Here is a 20,608-nt window from a genome sequence, read left to right as displayed (position 1 = left end):
AAGCAATAACCGCCCCATGATCCGCTACATCGCTTCCCGCGCCGCAGGCATGCTCGTCGTGCTCGCCATCGTGGCCGTGCTCGTCTTCGTGCTCACGCGCGCCGCATCGGGCGACCCGGTCTCGGTGCTGCTGGGCGACCAGGCCACCGCGGCCGACATCGCCCGCGTGCAGAAGGAGTACGGCCTCGACAAGCCGCTGCCCGTGCAGTTCGGCTACTGGCTGCGCGAGGTGCTGCAGGGCAATCTCGGCACCTCGATCTTCCTGCAGCGTCCCGTGACGCAGGCGCTGTGGGAGCGCTCCGAACCCACCACGCTGCTCGCGCTGATGGCCGTGGCCATCGCCGCGCTGATCGGCGTGCCGTGCGGCATCGTCTCGGCCGTGTTCCGCGGGCGCGTGGTCGACCAGCTGTTCACCGGCATCGCGATGCTGGGCGCGAGCATTCCGAGTTTCTGGCTGGGCATCGTGCTGATCCAGATCTTCGCGGTGTCGTTCGGCTGGTTCCCGGTATCGGGCTACGGCGCGCCCGATGCGGCGCTGGCCGAGCGGCTGCAGGCGCTGGTGCTGCCGGCCACGGTGCTGGGCCTCTTGAACTCGGCGCTCATCATCCGCTTCACGCGCGCCTCGATGCTCGACGTGCTCGGCGAAGACTATGTGCGCACGGCGCGCTCCAAGGGCCTGAGCGAAAGCACGGTGGTGCTCAAGCATGCGCTGCGCAATGCGCTGGTGCCCATCGTCACGGTGATCGGCCTCACGGTCGCGCTGATGATCGGCGGCGCCGTCATCACCGAGACCGTGTTCGGCCTGCCCGGCGTGGGCAACCTGGTGGTCAGCGCCGTGCTGCGGCGCGACTACCCGGTCATTCAAGGTGCATTGCTCGTGATCGCCGCGATCTATGTGCTCATCAATTTCTCGATCGACCTGCTGTACGCAGTGGTCGATCCGCGCGTGAAGGTCTGAGCGATGCGCATGCCTCGAATGCTCCGCCAGCTGATGCATCGCCGCATCGTGATGGTTTCCGCCCTGGTGCTGCTGGTGATCGCCATCCTGGCGATCGGCGCTCCGCTGTTCGCCTCCATCGATCCCAACGACACGGCGGTGCTGCAGCGCCTGAAGGCGCCGAGCGCCGAGCACCTGCTCGGCACCGACGAACTGGGCCGCGACCTGTATTCGCGCATCGTGCACGGCGCGCGCTACTCGCTGGCCATCGCTGCGCTCACGGCGCTGGGTGCCGTTATCGCCGGCACGGTGCTGGGCCTGATGGCCGGCTTCTTCCGCCGGCTCGACGCGCCGCTGATGCGCGTGGTCGACGCGATGATGTCCTTCCCCGACATCCTGCTGGCCATTGCGCTGGTGGCGATCCTCGGGCCGTCGCTCATCAACACGGTGCTTGCGCTGGTGCTGGTCTACACGCCGCGTGTGGCGCGGGTGGTGCGGGCCTCGACGCTGGTGGTGCGCGAACTGCTGTTTGTCGAAGCGGTGCGTGCGCTGGGTGTGCGCACCTCGCGCATCCTGTGGCGGCACATCTTGCCGAACCTGATGTCGCCGATCCTGGTGCAGGTGTCGTTCATCTTCGCCTACGCCATCCTGGCCGAAGCGGGCCTCTCGTTCCTCGGCGTCGGCGTGCCGCCCGAGATTCCGACCTGGGGCACGATGGTCGCGGGCAGCCAGCAGTACGCGCACCAGGCCTTCTGGGTGGTGCTGTTCCCGGGGCTTGCGATCATCTTCACGGCGCTGTCGCTGCAACTGCTGGGCGACGGTGTGCGCGACCTGCTCGACCCGAAGCTCAAGAAGACATCGTGATGACGAACGCCAATCAAACACCACGTCTCACGGTCAGCAACCTGAGCACCAGCTTCCCCACCGAAGACGGCCTCGTGCGTTCGGTGGCCGACGTGAGCTTCTCCATCCAGCCCGGCAAGACCACCGCGCTGGTCGGCGAATCGGGCTCGGGCAAGTCGGTGACCAGCCTCACGCTGATGCGCCTTCTGCCCAAGACCGCGAACGCGCAGGTCAGCGGCAGCGCCGCGTTCGTGACGCGCGAAGGCAAGACGCTCGACCTGCTGCAGATCGGCGAACGCGAGATGCGGTCGCTGCGCGGCAACCAGCTGTCGATGATCTTCCAGGAGCCGATGACCAGCCTGAACCCGGTGTTCACCATCGGCGAACAGATCGCCGAGAGCGTGCGCCTGCACAAGGGCCTCGATCGCAAGGCTGCTTTGGCGCATGCGCTGCGCATGCTCGAATTGGTCGAGATCCCGGCCGCAGCGCAGCGCATCCACGAGTACCCGCACCAGCTTTCGGGCGGCATGCGCCAGCGCGTGATGATCGCGCTGGCCATGGCCTGCGACCCGACGCTGCTGATCGCCGACGAGCCCACCACCGCGCTCGACGTGACCATCCAGGCGCAGATCCTCGAACTCATGCGCCGGCTGCAAGCCGAAACGGGCATGAGCATCCTGTTCATCACGCACAACCTTGGCGTGGTCGCGCACCATGCCGACGACGTGGTGGTGCTGTATGCGGGCCGCGTGGTCGAGAGCGCGCCCGTGCGGCCGCTGTTCGCGCAGCCCGAGCATCCGTATACGCAGGGCCTGCTGGCCTGCCTGCCGGGCAAGGCGCGGCTGCCGGGGCAGGCCAAGCCGAAGCGGCTGTTCGCGATTCGCGGGCAGGTGTCGAGCCCACTCGCGCCGCCGCCCGGCTGCGCCTTCGAGCCGCGCTGCGACCTCGCGCTGCCCGAATGCCGCAGCGCAATGCCGCCTCTGAGCGAAACACACCACGGCCGCCAGGCCCGCTGCATCCGCGTGCAGCCAGCGCAACCCCTGAAGAGGGTCGCATGAGAAGCGCACTGCCCGGCGTGTTGCTCCTTCCCTTTCCGGGGGAAGGCTGGGATGGGGGCAAGCGGCGTTCGTTCGGCGCAGTGCTTCATCCAGTGCCGTCGTGCCCCCACCCCAACCCTCCCCCGGAAGGGGAGGGAGCCAATACAACATCCCCATGACCACCGCCGTCCCCCTCATCGAAGTCCGCGGACTCAAGAAGTACTTCGGCAGCAGCGATCGCCCCGTGCGCGCGGTCGACGACGTGTCGTTCGCGATCCGGCCCGGCGAGACGCTGGGCCTCGTCGGCGAATCGGGCTCGGGCAAGAGCACCATCGGCCGCACCGTGCTGCGCCTGCTCGAACGCACGAGCGGCCAGGTGCTGTACCGCGGCGACGACATCGGCACGCTGACGGGCGAACGCATGCGCAAGCTGCGCAGCAAGCTGCAGATCATCTTCCAGGACCCGTATGCCAGCTTGAACCCCAAGATGCGCATCAGCGCCATCCTCGGCGAGGCGCTGTCCACGCACGGCCTGCACAAGGGTGCGGCCGCACGCGACAAGCGCATTGCCGAACTGCTCGAAACCGTGGGCCTGCGCGCCGAGCATGCGAGCCGCTTTCCGCACGAGTTCTCGGGTGGGCAGCGCCAGCGCATCGGCGTGGCGCGCGCTCTCGCGGTGGAGCCCGAATTCATCGTGGCCGACGAGCCGCTGTCGGCGCTCGACGTGTCGATCCAGTCGCAGGTCATCAACCTGCTGGCCGACCTGCGCGAGCGGCTGGGCCTGACGATGCTCTTCATCTCGCACGACCTCGACGTGGTCGAGTACCTGTGCGACCGCGTGGTGGTGCTGTACCTCGGCAAGGTGATGGAAGTCGCCACCACCGACGAGCTGTTCGCCCGACCCTCGCACCCCTACACCCAGGCGCTGCTGGCCGCGAGCCCGAAGCCCGACCCGGAGGTCGCGACCGGGCGCATCGCGCTGAAGGGCGACATTCCCAGCCCCATCTCGCCGCCCTCGGGCTGCGTGTTCCGCACGCGCTGTCCGCACGCCATCGAGGCCTGCGCGCAAACGGTGCCGCCGCTCGACGAGATTTCCGCCGGACACTACAGCGCCTGCATCCGCAAGGAATTGCTCTCCAACATTGCCGCACGACCATGACCGATACCGCCACCACCGATTTCAACGATCCGCTGCTGAGCAGCAGTTTCAAGGGCTACCCGCGCACGCAGCCGCCGCGCCGCCGCAGCGAGATCGGCGCCGCCGGCTGGAACGTGCTGGCAGGCGACCTGCCGCTGCCGCTGGCCGTGCTCAAGCGCGAGGCGCTCGAGCACAACCTCGCGTGGATGCAGTCGCGCGTGCGCGAATGGGGCATCGACCTCGCACCGCACGGCAAGACCACCATGTCGCCGCAGCTGTTCCAGCGCCAGCTCGACGCCGGCGCCTGGGGCCTGACCTTCGCGACCGTCACGCAGCTTGCCGTGGGCGTGGCGGCCGGCGCGCGCCGCACGCTCATCGCCAACCAGGTGGTGAGCGACGAAGACCTCGCGGGCATCCAGCTGCTGCTGGCCAACCATGCCGACCTGCGCATCGTGTTCCTGGTCGATTCGCTGGCGCAGCTCGCGCTGATCGAGGACTGGTCATCGCGCCATCCCGCGAGCGAGCCTTTCGAGGTGATGATCGAGATCGGCGTCGACGGTGCACGCACCGGCTGCCGCACGCATGAAGAAGCCGTCACGCTGGCCACGCGGCTGCGCGCCAGCAGCGCCGCGAAGCTCGTCGGCATCGAGACCTACGAAGGGCAGGGCGCGACCGGTGCCAGCGAGCCCGACACGGCCTACGCCAAAACGTTGATGGACCGCGTGGAAGCCGTCGCCCGTCATTGCGACACCGAAAAACTTTTCGAGACCGACGAGGTGCTGGTGTCCGCAGGCGGCTCGGCCATCTTCGACCTCGTGGCCGGGCGTCTCAAGCCCGCGCTCGGCGCGCCGGTGCGCGGCCTGCTGCGCTCGGGCTGCTACGTCACGCACGACCACGGCTTCTACAAGCGCATGGTCAGCGCGGTGGACGAGCGCCTGGGCTGCGGCTGCGGCGAAAGCCTGGTGCCGGCGATGGAGGTCTGGGCCACGGTGCAGTCGCGCCCCGAGCCCGGCCTCGCGATCCTTGCCGTGGGCAAGCGCGACATCTCCTTCGACCTGTCGCTACCCGTGCCCATCGCGCGTGCCGCGCGCGGCGTGCTGCAGCCGCAGGCCGTGCCCGCCGGCTGGAAGATCACCGCACTCAACGACCAGCATGCCTACCTGCGCTGGGACGCGGGCGAGGACGCCGAGGCGCCCAAGGTCGGCGACCGCGTCGGCCTCGGCATTTCGCACCCCTGCACGACCTTCGACAAATGGCACTGGATGCCTGTTGTCGAACAGGACTACCGTGTGAGCGACGCTGTCGCCATGCACTTCTGAACACGCACCGATGACTCCTTCCCTGCTTCAGAAAATCGGCGAGATCCGCAGCGACGCCCCGGCGACGCGGCGTGCGATTCTCGACCTGATCCTCGAAGACCCCGACCGCGTGCTCGAGGAAAGCTTCGAGCAGCTGGCCGAACGCTCGCGCAGCTCGGTGCCGACCATCATGCGCACCTGCCGCGACCTCGGCTTTGCCGGGCTGCGCGAGTTCAAACTTGCGCTCGCGCAGGAGCTGGCGCTGGGCGGCTCGCCGCTGCACCGCCGCGTCAACATCGAGGATGCGGCCGACGAAGTGGTGGGCAAGATCGCGCGCAGCGCGGCGGCCTCGGTCTCGGGCGTGCGCGGCCAGCTCGACATGCAGGTGCTCGACGGCGCGGTGGCTGCCATCGCGGCCGCGCCGCACGTCGACCTGTACGGCGCGGGCGCAACCTCGTGGTTCATGGCCAACGACCTGCAGGCCCGGCTCTTCCGCCTCGGCCTGTCGGCCAACGCCTGGGCCGACTATCACCTGCAGCAGGTGGCCGGCGCGGCGCAGCGCCCGGGCGGCGTGGTCATCGCCATCTCGCACGTGGGCGGCATGCCCTCGCTGCTCGACGCGGTGGACATCGCGCGCGGGCAGGGTGCCAAGGTGGTCGCGATCACCCGGCCCGGCACGGCGCTGGCGGCCAAGGCCGACTTTCTGCTCGGACTCTCGGTGCCAGACGACGCGGTGATGCACGTGGGCATCGACGCCTACCTGACGCACCTCACGGCCATCGAGATCCTCACCGTGCTCGTGGCCCAGCGCCGCGGCGAGCCCGCAGTGCAGCGCCTGCAGCGCGCGCGCGAGGCCTTCCAGCGCCATGGCATCGACGCCACCACGCATCCGCTGCAGAGCTGGGATGGCGGCGGCATCAGCGGCGGAGGGCGAGCATCGTGAGCCAGGACTCCAAAGCCATCCTGCTCGAGGCCGGCCTCGTGGTCGACGGCTCGGGCGGCCCCTCGTGGCCCGGCGACGTGCTGCTGCAGGGCGACCGCATCGTCGCGCTCGGCGAAGGCCTGCGCGGGCGGCTGCCCGACGGCCTCGCGCTGGCCGACGTCGAGATCGTCGACTGCCGCGCCAAGGTCATCGCGCCCGGCTTCATCGACGCGCACACGCACGACGACGCCATCGTGCTGCGCGACCCGCTGTGCCTGCCCAAGGTGTCGCAGGGCATCACCACGGTGGTGACGGGCAACTGCGGCATTTCGCTCGCGCCGTACCGCACGCCGCAATCGAAGCCGCCTCTTACGCTGCTGGGCGCCGATTCGTTCAAGCACGCGACCATGGCGGAATACCGCGCGGCCGTCGATGCGACGCAGCCCGCGCTCAACGTGGCCGCACTGGTCGGCCACACCACGCTGCGTTTCGCGACCATGCAGGCGCTGGACCGTCCCGCCAGCGCCGACGAACTGGCGCGCATGGAAGCGCTGCTCGACAGTTGCATGGCCGACGGAGCGCACGGCATGTCGTCGGGCCTGTTCTACGAAGAAGCCTTTGCCGCGCCCGCCGAGGAGGTGACGGCGTTGGCGCGCGTCGTGGCCCGCCACGGCGGCGTCTACGCCACGCACCTGCGCAGCGAGATGCAGCAGATCATCGAGGCGCTGCACGAGGCCGGCGACTCGGCCTTCAGCGCCGGCGTGCCGCTCGTCATCTCGCACCACAAGTGCGCCGGGCCGGCCAACTGGGGCCGCACCAGGGAAACCCTGCCGCTGATCGAGTCGCTGGCGCAGCGCCAGAAGATCGCGATGGACGTCTACCCCTATGTGGCCGGCTCGACCGTGCTGCGCGAGGACCTGGTCGACGGCGTGATCGACGTGCTGCTCACCTGGTCCGACCCGCATCCCGAGATGATGGGCCGGCTCATTTCCGACATCGCGCGCGAATGGGGCACCACCGAGCAGGAGGCCTGCCTGCGCCTGAAACCGGGCGGCGCCTGCTATTTCCAGATGCAGGAGGAAGACGTGGAGCGCGTCATCGCGCACCCGCTCACCATGATCGGCAGCGACGGCCTGCCGCACGACCGCCATCCGCATCCTCGCCTCTGGGGCGCCTTTCCGCGCGTTTTTGCACGCTATTGGCGCCAACGCCGCCTTTTCACACTTGAACAGGCAGTGCACAAGATGACCGGCATGACGGCGCGCAACCTGCGCATTGCCGAGCGCGGCCTGCTGCGCCCGGGCGCCATGGCCGACGTGGTGGTATTCGACCCCGAGACCATCGCCGACACCGCCACCTATGAGCAGCCGCACGGTGTGAGCCTGGGCGTGGAACGGGTGTTCGTGAACGGCGTGCTGGCCTATCGGGGCGGCGAGGCCGAAGCCCGGGTGCTTGCGCGGGCGGGCCGGATGCTGGCGCGGGGGGCCTGAAGAGCGGGGCGGGGCGCCATATCTGGCCGGGAATAACCTCAAGACCTCTAAAGTTCTAACACTCTCGGCAAAAATCAGTCAAACTTGTACATCTTATTGGCCGTCGAATTCCGACAGGAGCAAAGATGGACAAGGACGCTGAAGGCCTTGGTGCTGATTTCGAGCTGTGGCAGCAGCTCACGGACGACTACGAAGCCGCGTTGGGCGCCCTGGCCCGGGGCGAGCCGGGCGCGCGAGAGCGGGTGGTCCGGTTGTCGTTGGCACTTCAGCAACTGCATCCGGACCTCTCCCCCGTCGACCACGACTGCTGAGGCGCCGCACAAGATCGGCAAGCTCAGTCCCGCGCCGGCTCCTCTTCCGCCTGTGCCTGGAACATGCGAGTGAAATCGCAGCACGCCTGCGCCAGCATCACGATGGACGAGGTGAGCGCGCTGCGGTGCTCGCCCTTGTGCATCGCCACGTAGCGCACCACGGGCAGGGCTGGCGCCACATCGATCACCGTCAGCATGCCGGCCGCCACCAGCGGCTGCAGGCATTGGCGCGGCAGGTAGCTCACGCCCAGTCCCGACACAGTGAGCCCGGTCAGCGCCACCAGGTTGCTCACCACGATCACGTTGGCGGGCTGCACGCCCTGCTCCTTCATCCAGGCGTCATAGGCGCGGCCGGTGCCCGAGTTGTTGCCCTGCACCAGCATGCGATGCCGCGCGAGCTCGTGCAGCCGCACGGTGCCGCCGGCTGGCACCACGCCGGGCTTGCACATCCATGCGCTCGTCACCTGGCCGATGGCCTTGTGCTGCAGCCGCGAGTCGGCGAAGGTGTCAGGCACGATGACGAGGTCGAGTTCGTCGGCCAGCAGCTTGTCGCGCAGCTGCAGGCTGTCGTCCACGTCGGGCTCGAGGATCACCTTGGGGTAGTGCTGCTGGATCAGGCCGACCAGCCGCGGCAGCCACGTCATGGCGGTCAGCTCGGTCACCCCGATGCGGATGCGCCGCTCCACCACGCCGGGCTTGCCGAACTGCTCGATGGCCGCGTCGCGCTGCGCCAGCAGCTTCTGTGCGAGCACGTACATCTCCTCGCCCTTCTCGGTGAGCCGCGCGGTGCGCTGGCTGCGGTCGAACAGCTCGGTGTCGAACAGCTGCTCCAGCTCGTGCACCCGCTTGGAAATGGCCGACTGCGAGGTGTTGAGCTGGTTGGCCGCCTGCGCAAAGCCGCCGAGGCGGGCGATCCAGTACAGGGCTTCGAGTTGCTTGAAGGTCATCACGATCGCGGCTCCATCGATATGTGATTGATAGAACGCTTTTATTCATGCGATTCGATCACAAAAAATCGCTTTTAGAAATTCATCGGGAAGCCGAAGATTCGCCCGAGCCAACGTCATCGACTCTTCAAGGAACCACCATGGACCTCAGGAAACTGCCTCTCGCACTCGGCCTCATCCTCGCTTTCGCCTGCGGCGCCGCCAGCGCACAGGACGGCGGCACCCTGCAGAAGATCAAGGAGAGCGGCACGATCCAGATCGGCGCGCGCGACAGCCAGATCCCGTTCTCGTACAAGCTCAGCGCCGACAGCGCACCCATCGGCTTCACCAACGACATCTGCCTGAAGATCGTCGACGCGGTGAAGGCCAAGCTTGGTCTCGCGAAGATCGAGGTGCGCTACACCATGCTGAATTCGACCAACCGCATCCCGCTGCTGCAGAACGGCACCGTCGACCTCGACTGCGCCACCACCACCAACACCACGCAGCGCCAGCAGCAGGTCGACTTCGCGCCCAGCCACTTCGTGACCAACATCACCGCCGCCGTGAAGAAGTCCTCGGGCATCAACGCGCTGGCCGACCTCAACGGCAAGAACGTGGCCACTGTCTCGGGCAGCACCTCGATCCAGCTGCTGCGCGGCGCGCGCAAGAGCGGCGCCATCGAAGTCAACGAGATCGCCGGCAAGGACACCTCCGACGGCTTCCTGCTGCTGTCCACCGGCCGCGCCGATGCCTACGTGCTCGACGACGTGCAGCTCGCCGGCATGGTCGCCAGCGCGACCAACCCCGGCGACTACAAGCTGCTGAAGGAGTCGCTGCGCCAGGAGCCCTACGGGATCATGCTGCGCAAGGACGATCCGCAGTTCAAGGCGCTGGTCGACGAGACCGTCACCGGCCTGATGAAGTCGGGCGCCATCGAGCAGCTCTACACCAAGTGGTTCCTCTCGCCGATTCCACCGAAGAACGCGAACCTGAACTTCCCGATGTCGGACGCGGTGCGCGAGATCTACAAGAACCCCAACAACAAGGGCGTCTGAGCGATGGATTCCAAGCTGTCTTCGAACCACCCCCACGGACTGGCCTTCTCCGACGCGCTCATGCGCGAGGTGAAGAGCCGCTTCCTGCAGGTCGACCACGACCACCACGGCCGCGAACGCCTGTACTTCGACAACGCGGGCGGCTCCTTCCGCCTCAAGGCCGCGGCCGAGCGCTTCGCGCAGGTCGACGCCATTCCCGACAACGCCGAGCGCATCCACGCCACGGCCGTCGAGCTGCAGGACATCCAGGCCAAGGGAAGCGCCGACCTGCGCACCATCCTCAACGCCACCGGCGGCAGTGTGTACGCCTCGCTCACCGCATCGGGCGCCATGTTCGACATGGTGCGCGCGGTGGCCGAGAACGTGCCGGGTACGAACATGGTCACCACCGTGCTCGAGCACCCCTCGGCCTTCGACGCGATGAGCCTGTATGCCGAGCGCCTCGGCCGCGAGCTGCGCGTGGCGAAGAGCAACCCGGTGACCGGCGGCGTCGACGTGGACGAGATCGTGCGGCTGGTCGATGAGAACACCTGCCTGCTCAACGTGATCTACGCGTCGAACATCTCGGGCGCCAAGCTCGACATGGCCGAGATCGTGCGCCGCGCGCGCGAGATCAAGCCCGACCTGTACATCCTGGTGGACGCCGTGCAGCATGCGCCGCACGGCCTCATCGACCTGCAGAAGACGCCGGTGGACGGCATCAACCTCGCGCCCTACAAGTTCTTCGGCTGCCGGGGCTCGGGGCTGTCATGGATGTCCGAGCGCGCGGCCGTGCTGCCGCACCACAAGCTCGCAGGCAAGAAGCCTGGCTACTGGGACCTGGGCAGCGCCGCGCCGTGGCAGTTCGCGGTGCTCACGGAAATCGTCGACTACGTGTGCTGGCTCGGCGGGCACTTCGTCGACGCCACAGACCGGCGCGCGTTGTTCTCGGCAGGCATCACGCACATCGAACTGCACGAGCGCGCGCTGCTGGCAGTGCTTCTGGACGGCAACGAAAACACCACCGGCATGCGCAAGCTCGAGGGCGTCAATGTGTTCCTCGACTACCAGGACCTGAGCAAGCGCGACCTGATCCTGGGCATCGGCTTCGACCGCATCGACTGCACGCAAGCCGTGGTCGAGTACGGCTTGCGCGGCGTGACAGTCTACGAGCGCGTGGCGACCAGCATCTACTCGAAGCGCATGCTCGAATCCTTCGGGCTCGCGGGCACGGTGCGGGTGTCGCCGCTGCACTGCAACTCCATCGCGGATGTGGAGAAATTCCTGCGCATCACGCGGGAGATCGCCGCGGACATCTGACTGTCATGAAGCGCCATGTTCAGTAGTCGGCATGCTTTTGGGGTACCGCCCCGCCAAGGCTACTGCACCGCGTCGTCCACGCTCCACGGCGCATACACCTGCGCCTTCAGGTCGGGCGAATCCACCTTGGCCAGCAGGTCGCGCACGCCGTCCTTCACGCGCGCCAGCGACAGGCGCGCGCCACGCACGCGCACATAGGCCGCAAAGTCGCACAGCGCCTCGATGCTGGTCGCGTCGAGGTCCGGCGACTCCTCCAGGCTCAGCACCATGCGTTGCAGGCCCGGCGTCGCGTCGATGCGCGCGCGGATCGACGCAAATACCGCATCCGCATTGCCGAAGAACAGCGGCACCTCGGGTCGCGCGATGAGCACGCCCGGCGGCACCACGGCCTCGGGGTGGCGTGCCGTGTCGACAAAGTCATGGCTCCCGCCCAGCCGCCCGAGCCAGCTGACGGTGGTGCGCGAGAAGCCGCGCAGCAGCAGCAGCAGGCTCACGCCAATGGCAACCAGCAAGCCGTCGAGCACACCCAGCAGCAGCACCGCGGCCACCGCCACCAATGCCACGAGCCGGTCGCGCCGCCACTGGAAGTACGGCCGCAGTGCTGCCGGGTTCAGCGTGTGACTCACCGCGTGGATCACGATGGCCGCCAGCAGCGGCTCCGGTGTGTGCGCGATCCACGGCAGCAGCGTCAGCACAGCCACCAGCACCACCAGCCCCGCCACGATGCCGGCCGCGCGGCTCTGCGCACCGGCCGATTCGTTGGCCGACGTGGCCGAGTAGCCCGCGCCCACCGGCATGCCCTGGAACAGCGCCGACAGCAGGTTCGCGCCACCGAGCGCCAGCAGGTCGCGGTTGGCCGACACGTTGTCGCCGTGGCGCATCGCGAAGGTGCGGATCGAGCCGTACGACTCGGCATAGAGGATCAGCGCCATCGCAAAGGCCAGCCCGCCGAGGCTCTGCCATTGCGAGCGGTCGAGCTGAGAAACGCCCGGGTGCGAGAAGTCGAGCGAGATCGGCCCCACCGACGCCACGCCCCAAGCATGGCACAGCCCGCTCACGTCGAGCGCGATGCCGGCCACGATCACGAGCAGCGCCGCCGGCACCGCGCGCCATCGCGCGAGGCCGCGCAGCAGCACGAGCGCTACCAGCGCCATGGCCGCCCCCGCAAGGCTCCAGTGCCGCCATTGGACCGCGAGCCCTGCGGCGAGCCGGAAGAAATCGCTGTGCGCCGGCTGCACCGCCAGCACCTTGGGCAGCTGCTTGACCACGATGGTCAGCGCAAGCCCCAGCGCGAAGCCACGCAGCACCGGCTTGGCGATCAGGCTGGACACCGCACCGAGCCTGGCAATGCCGGCGATGACGAAGAACACCCCGGCCAGCAGCACGATGCCCGCGCCCATCGCGAGCCGCGTGGCCGCATCGACACCCGTCACCGACATGGTGGCCGCGAACAGCACCGCGGCGGAAGACGAGGTGGCCGAGACGATCGCGAAGCGGCTGCTGCCGAAGAGGCCGTAGACGAGAAGGCCCGCGAACAGCGCGATCACGCCGGCCTGCGGCGGCAGCCCCGCGATGCCCGAATAGGCCACGGCCTCGGGCAGCAGCAGGCCTGCGATGGAGACGCCCGCCACGATGTCGGCCAGGCCGGGGCGGCGAGGGGTGGGCGTGGGCATCGGGGTTGGGGGCGTTTCCTCGGTCATGGGCAAGTGTGCTGTGGCCGCCCCCATGCTGGCAACGGGTGGCGGACCGGAACCTGACGGCGGGGCGCCTGGGGTGCCGCGCGACCGGGCATACTCGCGCGCGCTCCACATTCCAACACTTCACAGCAAGGACCCCATGTCAGGACACGGCTTTCACGTGCACGGCCCGCACGATCACGAACTCGAACACGCCGCAACCGGCGGCCATGGCCACGGCCCCGAAGACGGCGCCGCGGCTCATTCAGGCGGCATGAACATGACGAGCAAGATCGCGGTGTGCACCGCCGTGATCGCCACCTTCGGCGCGATCTTCTCGTACATGGGGGGTGCCACGCAGGCCAACGCCGGCCTCTACAAGAACAACGCCGCGATCAAGAAGACCGAGGCGTCGAACCAGTGGAATTACTTCCAGTCGAAGAGCACCAAGCAGGCGCTGGCCGAATTCGCACGCGACACCGCGGCGGACGACGCCCGAAAGCAGGGCTGGCAGGTCAAGGTGGCGCGCTACGAACAGGAGAAGACAGACATCCAGACGGCAGCGAAGAAGCTGGAGGCCGAGGCCAGCCAATGGGACGCGCAGTCTGAAGAGCAGATGCACCAGCACCATCGCTGGGCCCAGGCGACCACGGTGCTGCAGGTGTCGATCGCGCTGGCTGCGATTGCCTTGCTGACGAAGAAGAAATGGCTCGAGCGCGCGATGTTCGGGGTGGCGGCGGCGGGGCTTGTGGTGGGTGGGCTGGCGGCGTTTCACATATAGGTGTGGCAGGGCTGGCGAGCACGGCCCGCCGCCTTCCCGCCAGCAGCCGCGACCGCTATTACTCCTGCGGCTCCAACGCAACCGGCGGCTGGATCCCGTTCTTCTTCCGGGCCTGGAGCGCGAACGAAACCACCTGCCACACCACAAAGATCCCGATCAGGCCCAGCAGCGTGCCGCTGATCGGCCGCGAGACGAAGGTGCCGAAGCTCCCGCGGCTCAGCAGCATCGCCCGGCGGAAGTTCTCCTCCAGCATCGGGCCGAGGATGAAGCCGAGCATGAGCGGTGCGGCATCCAGCTCCAGCCGCATGAACATGTAGCCCATGAAGCCGAAGGCCGCCGTGATGAAGACGTCTTCCAGGTTGTTGTTGACGCTGTAGGTGCCGATGCAGCAGAAGAACAGGATCGACGGGAACAGCACGGCGTACGGGATCTTGAACACCGACAGCCAGTAGCGCACCAGCGGCACGTTCAGCACCAGCAGGAACACGTTGCCGATCCACATGCTGGCCACCAGGCCCCAGAACAGCTCGGGATGGCTGCCGATCATGTTCGGGCCGGGCTGGATGCCCTTGATGATGAAGGCTGCCAGCATCAGCGCCATGACGGCGTTTTCCGGAATGCCGATGCTCATCAGCGGAATGAAGCTCGTGCGCGCCGCCGCTTCGTCGGCCGCGGCCTGGCCGGCCACGCCCTCGATGCAGCCGGTGCCGATCTCGTGCTTGTACTTGCTGACCTTCTTGTCGATCGCGTATGCCGCAAACTGGGCGATGGTCGGGCCGCCGCCGGGAAGGATGCCCAGGAAGGAGCCGACCACGCTGCCGCGCAGGGCGCTCGGAATGATCCGCTTGAACTCCGCCCAGGTCGGGATCAGGTTGATCTTGCCGTTGAAGGGCGAGCGCTCCTCGCGCGAGTCGAGGTTCTTGGTGATCTCGGCGATGCCGAAGCAGCCCAGCGCGATGCTCACGATGCCCACGCCGTCCACGAGGAAGGGCAGGTCGAGCGTGAAGCGCTGCGCGCCGCTGTTCACGTCGGTGCCGATGGTGCCGAGCAGCACGCCGATCATGCACATGGCCAGCCCATTGAGCAGGCTGCCGGTGGTCACGAAGCTCACGCACACGAAGCCCACCAGCATCATGGCCACGTAGTCCGCGGGGCCGAAGAGGAATGCCACCTCGCCGAGCACGGGCGCCAGGAACGACAGCACGAGGATCGCCACCGTGCCGCCGATGAAGCTCGAGAAGCCGGCCGTGAACAGCGCCAGCCCGGTCTGGCCCTTGAGCGTCATTGCATAGCCGTCGATGCAGGCCACGATGCTGCTCGCATGCGGGATCTTCATCGTGATGGCGCTGACGCTGTCGCCGTACTGCGCGCCGTAGTAGATGCCGGCCAGCATGATGAGCGCGCCGGTCGTCGGAATGGAGTAGGTCAGCGGCAGCAGCAGGCTGATGGTGGCCAGCGGGCCGAGGCCGGGCAGCAGCCCGACCAGCGTGCCCACGGTACAGCCGATGGCGCAGAACAGGAGGTTCTGCATGGTCAGGGCGTGCGAGAAGCCGAACGCCAGGTTGTTGAGGACTTCCATGGTCTTTTTCTTCTTCTCAGTAGAGCGGCAGGTTCAGGCCGAGCAGTTTCTGCAGCGCCAGCGCCATGACGATCAGGCCGGCGGAGACCTTGGCGTTGCGTACCCACGAGTAGGACGAGGCGGCAAAGCCGGAGCAGAAGACCATGAAGATGATGCCCGCGATCATGTTCAGGTACATCGAGATCACCGCGAAGCCGCAGAGGCTGGCCAGGATCAGCCCGATGTTCCTGAAGTTGAACTCCAGCGGCACGCCCTCCACGAGGAACGACCGGACCACGGTCGCCACGCCGATCACCAGCAGCATGCCGCTGATCATGGCGGGGAACAGGCCAGGCCCGGCGCGGCTTAAGTCTCCGATGGGGTAGCGAAGCGCGGTCAGGCCGAAGGCCAGCGCGATTGCCATGAGGAAGAGTCCCCTGACAAGGTTTCTATTTTTCATACGCTCACGATGTAGTGGGATTGAATGCGCCCGGCTCCGCTCGAACCGGCCCGGGCCTGTCTCCATCCGGATGTGATTCCGGACGCCCCCGATGCTCTTCGGGCCTGGCTGATCGGAATCTGACGCGTGCGTGAGGGGAACTACGTATGAAGGGGCGCGGAGCAACGGTGGCGCGCGCGACGTTGCCGTCAGGATGGCCGGGGCAGGCACCGCGAGAGCGGCGCGAGCGCAATCCCGCCGCTCGCCGCAAGCACCAGCCCGCGCAGCACGGCGTACTCGCGCAACCGGGCGCCGCCGTGCGGGTCGCCGGGCAGGATGCCGGCGGACGGGTGGCACATGAGCACGTCGCCGGTGCGGCAGGCCGCCAACCATTCGGACAGGCGCTGTTCGTGGCGCTGCATGTCGCCCGAGAAATCGTAGACGCCGAGCAGGCGGCTGCTCATGGGAATGCCGCGTTGCGCGGCCAGCGCGGCCAACTGCGCGCCGCCCAGTGCGTGGATGACCCGGGCCTTCAACCGGTCGGGGCCATGCTGCGCGCCCGGCGCCGTGTTGCGGATCCAGGGCGGCGACGCCGCATAGCGCCGCGCGATCTCCTCCACCAGCAGTTCGCGCACCACCGGGAACTGGTGCACGTGCCGGTGCCCGTCGACGAAGGCGGGCGCGCGGCCCATGGCGTCCTCGAAGCGCGTCAGCTGTTCGCGGATGTCGGCCTGCAGCCCCGGCGCGAACACCGTGCGTGTGTACGTCCGGGCGAGCAGCCCAAGCAGGCCGGGCTCGGGGCCGCCGGCGAGCGCGGGCCGCGTGAGGTCGAGGTGCAGGCCGACGTCGAGCCGTGCCGGGTCGATGAGCTTCAGCACCTTCGCGCCTTCCTCCCAGGCGTCGCGATGCACCATCCCGCTGGTGGCGGTGATCTTTCCCTGTTCGGCCAGGTCGAACACGGCGGAGTTGATGCCCGCGCTCATGCCGAAATCGTCGGCGCAGATGCAGAGGCGGCGCGTTGCCTCAGTCATCGCCGTTCGTTCCGGAAGCCGGGGCGGGCGCAACGTCCAGGCAGTGCGGATCGCGCGTGGCGCTGCCCGCGAAGCGCCAGGCTGCGGCGCTCTCGTTCACCGCCACCAGCTGCGCGCGAAAGAGCCACGGATTGGCGAGCTGTGCCGTGTTCGAGCCGACGAGCCAGGTGACGCGCGGCGCGCACAGCGTGGCCGCGAGCTGCGTGCGGTCGAGCAGCGTGGCTGCGGCGCGCGCGGGCTCGAAGCGGCCGGCGTCCGAGATCTCCTTGCGCCAGTTGTCGCGGGTGTCCCGGGCCGCGGCCTGCCAGTCGTCCGAAATCAGCACGGGCTCGCGCAGGTTCCAGTAGAAGGGAATCTCGTAGTAGTAGCTGTCGAGCATCAGCACCTGGTCGCCGGGCGCCACCGCCTGCCCGGCGGGCAGCCGCAGCCGCGCGCCCGGCGGTGACGCCAGGACCGTGACGGCGCCCACGCAGGCAATGCACACGGCGGCGGCGGCCAGCGTCATCGTGCGCACCTTCGGCAGCAGCGTTTCCGGCACACGGCCCGCGAGCACGCGCTGCGCGATCAGGAAGGCCAGCGGCGGCAGCGCCGGCAGCACGTAGCCGACGAGCTTGGAGCGCGGCAGCGAGAAGAACACCACGATGACCGCGAGCCAGATCCACATCAGCCAGTCGACATCCGAGCGCCCGGGCCGTGCGGCGTCGTCTTTGCCCCGCGGCACGAACACCCATGCGAACCACGGCAGCGTGAGCCCCGCCAGTACCGGCAGGTAGAACCAGAAGCCGTGCTCGTTGTTGAAGCCCGAGGACGCAAAGCGCCGGAAGTGCTGCGTGACGACGAAGTAGTCGAAGAACTCCGGGTACTTCAGCTGCATTGCGACGAACCACGGGCCGGCCACGGCCAGCAGCACCGCCCAGCCGGGCAGCCACAGCGCGAGCCGCAGCGCCGCGAACCTGCGCGTCGCCGCGCACCAGATCGCGATCACCGCCACGGGCAGCACGAGGCCGATCAGCCCCTTGGCCAGCAGCCCGGCTGCCGCGAACAGGTAGGCGCCCGCGAGCAGCGCCCGCCAGGGTTCCTCGCGCTCCTTCGCCAATGCGGCGCCGGCCGCCAGCAGGATCGTGGCCGAGATGCAGCCGGCCACCAGCATGTCGAGGTTCGCGAACTGGGCGCCCAGGAAGAAGAAGGGCGTGGTCACCAGCACCACGGTCGACAGCAGCGCCAGCCGCACCGTCGACCACCGGCGCAGGAACAGGAACAGCGCCGCCGCCGCGGTGCCCGCGCCCAGCACGGAGGGCAGCCGCGCCGCCCATTCCACCGGCCCCGTCACCGCCATCGCGGCCGCGCCGATCCAGTAGAACAGCGGCGGCTTGTGGAAGAAGGGCAGGCCGTCGAGCCGCGGCACCAGCCAGTCGCCCGAGCGCAGCATCGCAAGCGCGACGCCGCCGTAGCGGCCCTCGTCGGGCGCCATCAGCGGGCGCACCCAGGCCGTGGCCAGCAGCCATGCGAAGAGGGCGGCAATGAGCCACAGTGGCTGCGGCGCAGTCCACCATGCAGGGGCAGGTCGCTTCATGGTTTTTCGGCCTCGAGCCCCGTGCCGCTCTCGCGGCGCACCACATACAGCGGGCGGCCCTTGACCTCCTCGTAGATGCGCGCGATGTACTCGCCCACGATGCCGGTGGAGATCATCTGGATGCCGATGAAGAACATCAGGCTCACGACGATGGTGGTCCAGCCCGAGACCGCGTTGCCGAACATCAGGTAATCGATCGCCACGAAGGTGCCATAGGCAAAGGCCGGCAGCGCCAGCAGCAGCCCCGCCACGCTGACGATGCGCAGCGGCCAGGTGGTGAAGGCCGTCAGCCCGTCGATGGCCAGGCGTACCAGCCGCCGGGCGTTGAAGGAGCTGCTGCCCGCCGCGCGCGGCGCGGGCGTATAGGGCAGCGCCACGGCGCGAAAGCCCACCCAGGCGTACAGGCCCTTCATGAAGCGGCTGCGTTCCGGCAGGTTCATGAGCGCATCGACCACCTTGCGGTCCATCAGGCGGAAGTCGCCCGCGTCTCGGGGCACGTCGAAGCGGTCCGAGGAATTGACGAGGCTGTAGAAGAGCTTGCTGCCGATCTGCTTGAAGCGGCTTTCGTCGCTGCGTTGCTCGCGCACCGCGTACACCACTTCCGCGCCGGCCACCCATTGCGCGACCATCGTGTGGATGAGCTCGGGCGAGTGCTGCAGGTCGCCGTCGAGCAGCACCACCGCGTCGCCGGTGGCCGCGGCGAGGCCTGCGGTGAGCGCGGCCTCCTTGCCGAAATTGCGCGACAGCGAGATGCAGCGAAAGCCGGAGAGCTCGCACCACGCTTCAGCCACGGCGGCGGTGTCGTCGGTGCTGCCGTCGTCCACCACGATGATCTCCCAGCGCATGTGCGTGGCCCAGAGGATGTCTTCGAGCAGCGGCAGCAGGTGGCGCAGGTTGGCCGCTTCGTTGAAGCACGGGATCACGCAGGAAATGCTGCGCGCGCCGGCCTCTGTTGCGAGCGGCGTGGCCGTGTGCGGCGCGGGAGCCTCGGCCTGGGGGAGATCGGCCGGTGCGCGTGAATGCCTGGCGGTGTGGGTCGAGGAGATCATGGATGCCTCCAGAAAGAAGCGGCCGTCGTCTTGTCGTCGCGCGTGCGGCCGGCGTGCGACGCCTGAAAAGAGAGGAAATGGCGCACGAACCATTGCGCGGCGGCGAGCACTCCCACGATCGCGCACGCGAGCAGCAGGCCTGCGGCGATGTCGAGCGGGAAATGAACGCCCACGTACACGCGCGCCCACCCGGTGAGGGCCGCCAGCGCCAGCAGCGGTGCCCCAAGCCTGCGCAGGCTGGGACGCAGCAGGAAGGCCAGCGCCACCAGGAACATCACCGTTGCGTGCGTGCTGGGCAGAGACCCGCGGCTCGCATGCTCGATGTACGACGGCGCCACCCCCAGCACGAAGGGGCGCGGCATGTTGAGCGACAGCGAGATCGCGTGCGAGGCCATGGAGGCGAGGCCCGCGAGCGCCGCGACGATGCACAGGTAGGGCCGGTCGGCGCGATGCCGCCACAGCGCCACGGCGACCACACCGGCACTCAGCCAGCTGCCCCAGAGCGCGAGGGCCGAGGCCACGGACAGCACCCACGGCGTCGGCTGGCTGCCGGCTGCGAGCCATTGGAAGAGCGTGAGGTTGAGCGCGTTCATGGCGCCACCTTCGATGGACGGGAGAAAAAAATGGGCGTGCCGCAGCAGCCGATGGGGGGTGCGCAACAGCGAGAACCGGACATGGTCAAACCTTTCGACGGGACGAGAGAGCCCGCTGCGCGACGCAGCGGACGGTCCGACGCGTGAGGCGTCGTGTCTCAGATCCCGGAAGGTGGTGCGGCAGTGGGCGGCAGGCGCCGCCAGGGTTGCGCGGGGGGTGGCGCACCGCCGTGCGGCGGCACGTATTCGATCGCTTTGCGCACGATGGGCACTGCCAGCCGCGCGACTGCAATGGCAAGCGGCAGCAGCGCCAGCACCATCGCCATCAGCGTGTCCAGCGCGGAGCCGAAGGCGTCGGGGTGGTCGATGCTTGCCGGCGCCTGGGCGAACACGGTGGTCTCGCGGTCGGACGGATGGTCCGCGCGGTCGTCGGCTTCGAACTGGGTGGTGTCGCTGGCGCTGCGCACCCGCAGCATCGGCTCGTCTTCCAGGCCGTCGCAGCGGAAATGGACCGCGATGAAGGGCTGCAGGAAGATCAGCAGAACGCCTGCGACGCACCACGCCCTGTGGTGCGTTTCGGCGAAACGGCGGATGCGTGCGAACAGCATGCGCGAATGCTAGGCCGCTCTTGTGAACGGAACCTGAGCAC

Annotated in this window: 20 protein-coding genes; 11 read left to right on the top strand and 9 right to left on the bottom strand. The window is 68.3% G+C overall.

The annotated features are described in order from the left end of the window. The first annotated feature begins 16 nt into the window (after positions 1–16). The 8 genes from PMI12_RS23670 to PMI12_RS23635 all read left to right on the top strand — a co-directional run bounded on the left by PMI12_RS23670 (position 17) and on the right by PMI12_RS23635 (position 7,976). Positions 17–958, top strand: coding sequence for an ABC transporter permease (locus PMI12_RS23670; protein WP_007837473.1), 942 nt, complete (start codon positions 17–19; stop codon positions 956–958). Between the two features lie 3 nt (positions 959–961). Beyond that, complete coding sequence (locus tag PMI12_RS23665; RefSeq protein WP_007837472.1) at positions 962–1,801, top strand: ABC transporter permease; 840 nt, start codon at positions 962–964, stop codon at positions 1,799–1,801. Next, positions 1,801–2,838 carry an ABC transporter ATP-binding protein gene (locus PMI12_RS23660; RefSeq protein ID WP_007837471.1) on the top strand — a complete coding sequence of 346 codons (1,038 nt, stop codon included), beginning with the start codon at positions 1,801–1,803 and terminating at the stop codon, positions 2,836–2,838. The genes PMI12_RS23665 and PMI12_RS23660 overlap by 1 nt, the downstream gene beginning before the upstream one ends. Before the next feature lie 154 nt (positions 2,839–2,992). After that, a complete protein-coding gene (locus PMI12_RS23655; RefSeq protein ID WP_007837467.1) occupies positions 2,993–3,976 on the top strand; it encodes an ABC transporter ATP-binding protein in 984 nt (327 codons plus the stop codon). Next, a complete protein-coding gene (locus PMI12_RS23650) occupies positions 3,973–5,274 on the top strand; it encodes an amino acid deaminase (protein ID WP_007837466.1) in 1,302 nt (433 codons plus the stop codon). The genes PMI12_RS23655 and PMI12_RS23650 overlap by 4 nt, the downstream gene beginning before the upstream one ends. Positions 5,275–5,284: 10 nt before the next feature. Beyond that, positions 5,285–6,196: a MurR/RpiR family transcriptional regulator gene (locus tag PMI12_RS23645; RefSeq protein ID WP_007837465.1), complete on the top strand. Its 912-nt coding sequence runs from the start codon at positions 5,285–5,287 to the stop codon at positions 6,194–6,196. Continuing rightward, a complete protein-coding gene (locus PMI12_RS23640) occupies positions 6,193–7,665 on the top strand; it encodes an N-acyl-D-amino-acid deacylase family protein (protein WP_007837464.1) in 1,473 nt (490 codons plus the stop codon). Before PMI12_RS23645 ends, PMI12_RS23640 begins: the two co-directional genes overlap by 4 nt. Before the next feature lie 125 nt (positions 7,666–7,790). Then, positions 7,791–7,976 carry a hypothetical protein gene (locus tag PMI12_RS23635; protein WP_007837463.1) on the top strand — a complete coding sequence of 62 codons (186 nt, stop codon included), beginning with the start codon at positions 7,791–7,793 and terminating at the stop codon, positions 7,974–7,976. A gap of 23 nt (positions 7,977–7,999) precedes the next feature. On the opposite strand, the gene PMI12_RS23630 is transcribed toward PMI12_RS23635, so the two are convergent. Continuing rightward, on the bottom strand, positions 8,000–8,923 hold the full coding sequence (locus tag PMI12_RS23630; RefSeq protein ID WP_007837462.1) for a LysR family transcriptional regulator: 924 nt from the start codon (positions 8,921–8,923) through the stop codon (positions 8,000–8,002). 140 nt (positions 8,924–9,063) lie between these two features. On the opposite strand from PMI12_RS23630, the gene PMI12_RS23625 reads away from it, so the two are divergent. Together PMI12_RS23625 and PMI12_RS23620 are read left to right on the top strand one after the other, a co-directional pair. Then, positions 9,064–9,960, top strand: a complete 897-nt coding sequence (locus PMI12_RS23625) for a transporter substrate-binding domain-containing protein (RefSeq protein ID WP_007837461.1) — start codon at positions 9,064–9,066, stop codon at positions 9,958–9,960. Positions 9,961–9,963: 3 nt separating this feature from the next. Next, positions 9,964–11,259, top strand: coding sequence for an aminotransferase class V-fold PLP-dependent enzyme (locus tag PMI12_RS23620; RefSeq protein ID WP_007837460.1), 1,296 nt, complete (start codon positions 9,964–9,966; stop codon positions 11,257–11,259). Between the two features lie 59 nt (positions 11,260–11,318). Here PMI12_RS23620 and PMI12_RS23615 read toward each other — a convergent pair whose 3' ends face one another. Further along, positions 11,319–12,959, bottom strand: coding sequence for a SulP family inorganic anion transporter (locus PMI12_RS23615; RefSeq protein WP_007837459.1), 1,641 nt, complete (start codon positions 12,957–12,959; stop codon positions 11,319–11,321). 136 nt (positions 12,960–13,095) lie between these two features. On the opposite strand from PMI12_RS23615, the gene PMI12_RS23610 reads away from it, so the two are divergent. Further along, complete coding sequence (locus PMI12_RS23610; protein ID WP_007837458.1) at positions 13,096–13,716, top strand: DUF4337 domain-containing protein; 621 nt, start codon at positions 13,096–13,098, stop codon at positions 13,714–13,716. A 58-nt stretch (positions 13,717–13,774) separates the two neighbouring features. Here PMI12_RS23610 and PMI12_RS23605 read toward each other — a convergent pair whose 3' ends face one another. The 7 genes from PMI12_RS23605 to PMI12_RS23575 all read right to left on the bottom strand — a co-directional run bounded on the left by PMI12_RS23605 (position 13,775) and on the right by PMI12_RS23575 (position 20,567). Then, the gene (locus PMI12_RS23605) at positions 13,775–15,295 is read right to left on the bottom strand and encodes a tripartite tricarboxylate transporter permease (RefSeq protein WP_007837457.1); all 1,521 of its coding nucleotides are present in this window, start codon (positions 15,293–15,295) and stop codon (positions 13,775–13,777) included. Between the two features lie 16 nt (positions 15,296–15,311). Further along, positions 15,312–15,734: a tripartite tricarboxylate transporter TctB family protein gene (locus tag PMI12_RS23600; RefSeq protein WP_337459816.1), complete on the bottom strand. Its 423-nt coding sequence runs from the start codon at positions 15,732–15,734 to the stop codon at positions 15,312–15,314. Between the two features lie 188 nt (positions 15,735–15,922). After that, positions 15,923–16,744 carry a ChbG/HpnK family deacetylase gene (locus PMI12_RS23595; protein WP_007837455.1) on the bottom strand — a complete coding sequence of 274 codons (822 nt, stop codon included), beginning with the start codon at positions 16,742–16,744 and terminating at the stop codon, positions 15,923–15,925. Continuing rightward, on the bottom strand, positions 16,737–18,317 hold the full coding sequence (locus PMI12_RS23590; RefSeq protein WP_007837454.1) for an ArnT family glycosyltransferase: 1,581 nt from the start codon (positions 18,315–18,317) through the stop codon (positions 16,737–16,739). Before PMI12_RS23590 ends, PMI12_RS23595 begins: the two co-directional genes overlap by 8 nt. Beyond that, positions 18,314–19,366, bottom strand: a complete 1,053-nt coding sequence (locus tag PMI12_RS23585; RefSeq protein ID WP_007837453.1) for a glycosyltransferase family 2 protein — start codon at positions 19,364–19,366, stop codon at positions 18,314–18,316. The genes PMI12_RS23590 and PMI12_RS23585 overlap by 4 nt, the downstream gene beginning before the upstream one ends. Then, the gene (locus PMI12_RS23580; protein ID WP_007837450.1) at positions 19,363–19,959 is read right to left on the bottom strand and encodes a phosphatase PAP2 family protein; all 597 of its coding nucleotides are present in this window, start codon (positions 19,957–19,959) and stop codon (positions 19,363–19,365) included. The genes PMI12_RS23585 and PMI12_RS23580 overlap by 4 nt, the downstream gene beginning before the upstream one ends. Positions 19,960–20,117: 158 nt before the next feature. Further along, positions 20,118–20,567 carry a hypothetical protein gene (locus tag PMI12_RS23575; protein WP_007837447.1) on the bottom strand — a complete coding sequence of 150 codons (450 nt, stop codon included), beginning with the start codon at positions 20,565–20,567 and terminating at the stop codon, positions 20,118–20,120. Positions 20,568–20,608 lie beyond the last annotated feature (41 nt).

The sequence above is a fragment of the Variovorax sp. CF313 genome (genome assembly GCF_000282635.1).
GTDB lineage: Bacteria > Pseudomonadota > Gammaproteobacteria > Burkholderiales > Burkholderiaceae_C > Variovorax.
This window is presented reverse-complemented; position numbering and strand designations above follow the sequence as displayed.

Excerpts from the sequence above, each read along its gene's own strand:
- PMI12_RS23670 (WP_007837473.1), top strand. The coding sequence starts at position 17 with ATGATCCGCTACATCGCTTCCCGCGCCGCAGGCATGCTCGTCGTGCTC.
- PMI12_RS23665 (WP_007837472.1), top strand. The coding sequence starts at position 962 with ATGCGCATGCCTCGAATGCTCCGCCAGCTGATGCATCGCCGCATCGTG.
- PMI12_RS23660 (WP_007837471.1), top strand. The coding sequence starts at position 1,801 with ATGACGAACGCCAATCAAACACCACGTCTCACGGTCAGCAACCTGAGC.
- PMI12_RS23655 (WP_007837467.1), top strand. The coding sequence starts at position 2,993 with ATGACCACCGCCGTCCCCCTCATCGAAGTCCGCGGACTCAAGAAGTAC.
- PMI12_RS23650 (WP_007837466.1), top strand. The coding sequence starts at position 3,973 with ATGACCGATACCGCCACCACCGATTTCAACGATCCGCTGCTGAGCAGC.
- PMI12_RS23645 (WP_007837465.1), top strand. The coding sequence starts at position 5,285 with ATGACTCCTTCCCTGCTTCAGAAAATCGGCGAGATCCGCAGCGACGCC.
- PMI12_RS23635 (WP_007837463.1), top strand. The coding sequence starts at position 7,791 with ATGGACAAGGACGCTGAAGGCCTTGGTGCTGATTTCGAGCTGTGGCAG.
- PMI12_RS23630 (WP_007837462.1), bottom strand. The coding sequence starts at position 8,923 with ATGACCTTCAAGCAACTCGAAGCCCTGTACTGGATCGCCCGCCTCGGC.
- PMI12_RS23625 (WP_007837461.1), top strand. The coding sequence starts at position 9,064 with ATGGACCTCAGGAAACTGCCTCTCGCACTCGGCCTCATCCTCGCTTTC.
- PMI12_RS23620 (WP_007837460.1), top strand. The coding sequence starts at position 9,964 with ATGGATTCCAAGCTGTCTTCGAACCACCCCCACGGACTGGCCTTCTCC.
- PMI12_RS23615 (WP_007837459.1), bottom strand. The coding sequence starts at position 12,959 with ATGACCGAGGAAACGCCCCCAACCCCGATGCCCACGCCCACCCCTCGC.
- PMI12_RS23610 (WP_007837458.1), top strand. The coding sequence starts at position 13,096 with ATGTCAGGACACGGCTTTCACGTGCACGGCCCGCACGATCACGAACTC.
- PMI12_RS23605 (WP_007837457.1), bottom strand. The coding sequence starts at position 15,295 with ATGGAAGTCCTCAACAACCTGGCGTTCGGCTTCTCGCACGCCCTGACC.
- PMI12_RS23600 (WP_337459816.1), bottom strand. The coding sequence starts at position 15,734 with ATGAAAAATAGAAACCTTGTCAGGGGACTCTTCCTCATGGCAATCGCG.
- PMI12_RS23595 (WP_007837455.1), bottom strand. The coding sequence starts at position 16,744 with ATGACTGAGGCAACGCGCCGCCTCTGCATCTGCGCCGACGATTTCGGC.
- PMI12_RS23590 (WP_007837454.1), bottom strand. The coding sequence starts at position 18,317 with ATGAAGCGACCTGCCCCTGCATGGTGGACTGCGCCGCAGCCACTGTGG.
- PMI12_RS23585 (WP_007837453.1), bottom strand. The coding sequence starts at position 19,366 with ATGATCTCCTCGACCCACACCGCCAGGCATTCACGCGCACCGGCCGAT.
- PMI12_RS23580 (WP_007837450.1), bottom strand. The coding sequence starts at position 19,959 with ATGAACGCGCTCAACCTCACGCTCTTCCAATGGCTCGCAGCCGGCAGC.
- PMI12_RS23575 (WP_007837447.1), bottom strand. The coding sequence starts at position 20,567 with ATGCTGTTCGCACGCATCCGCCGTTTCGCCGAAACGCACCACAGGGCG.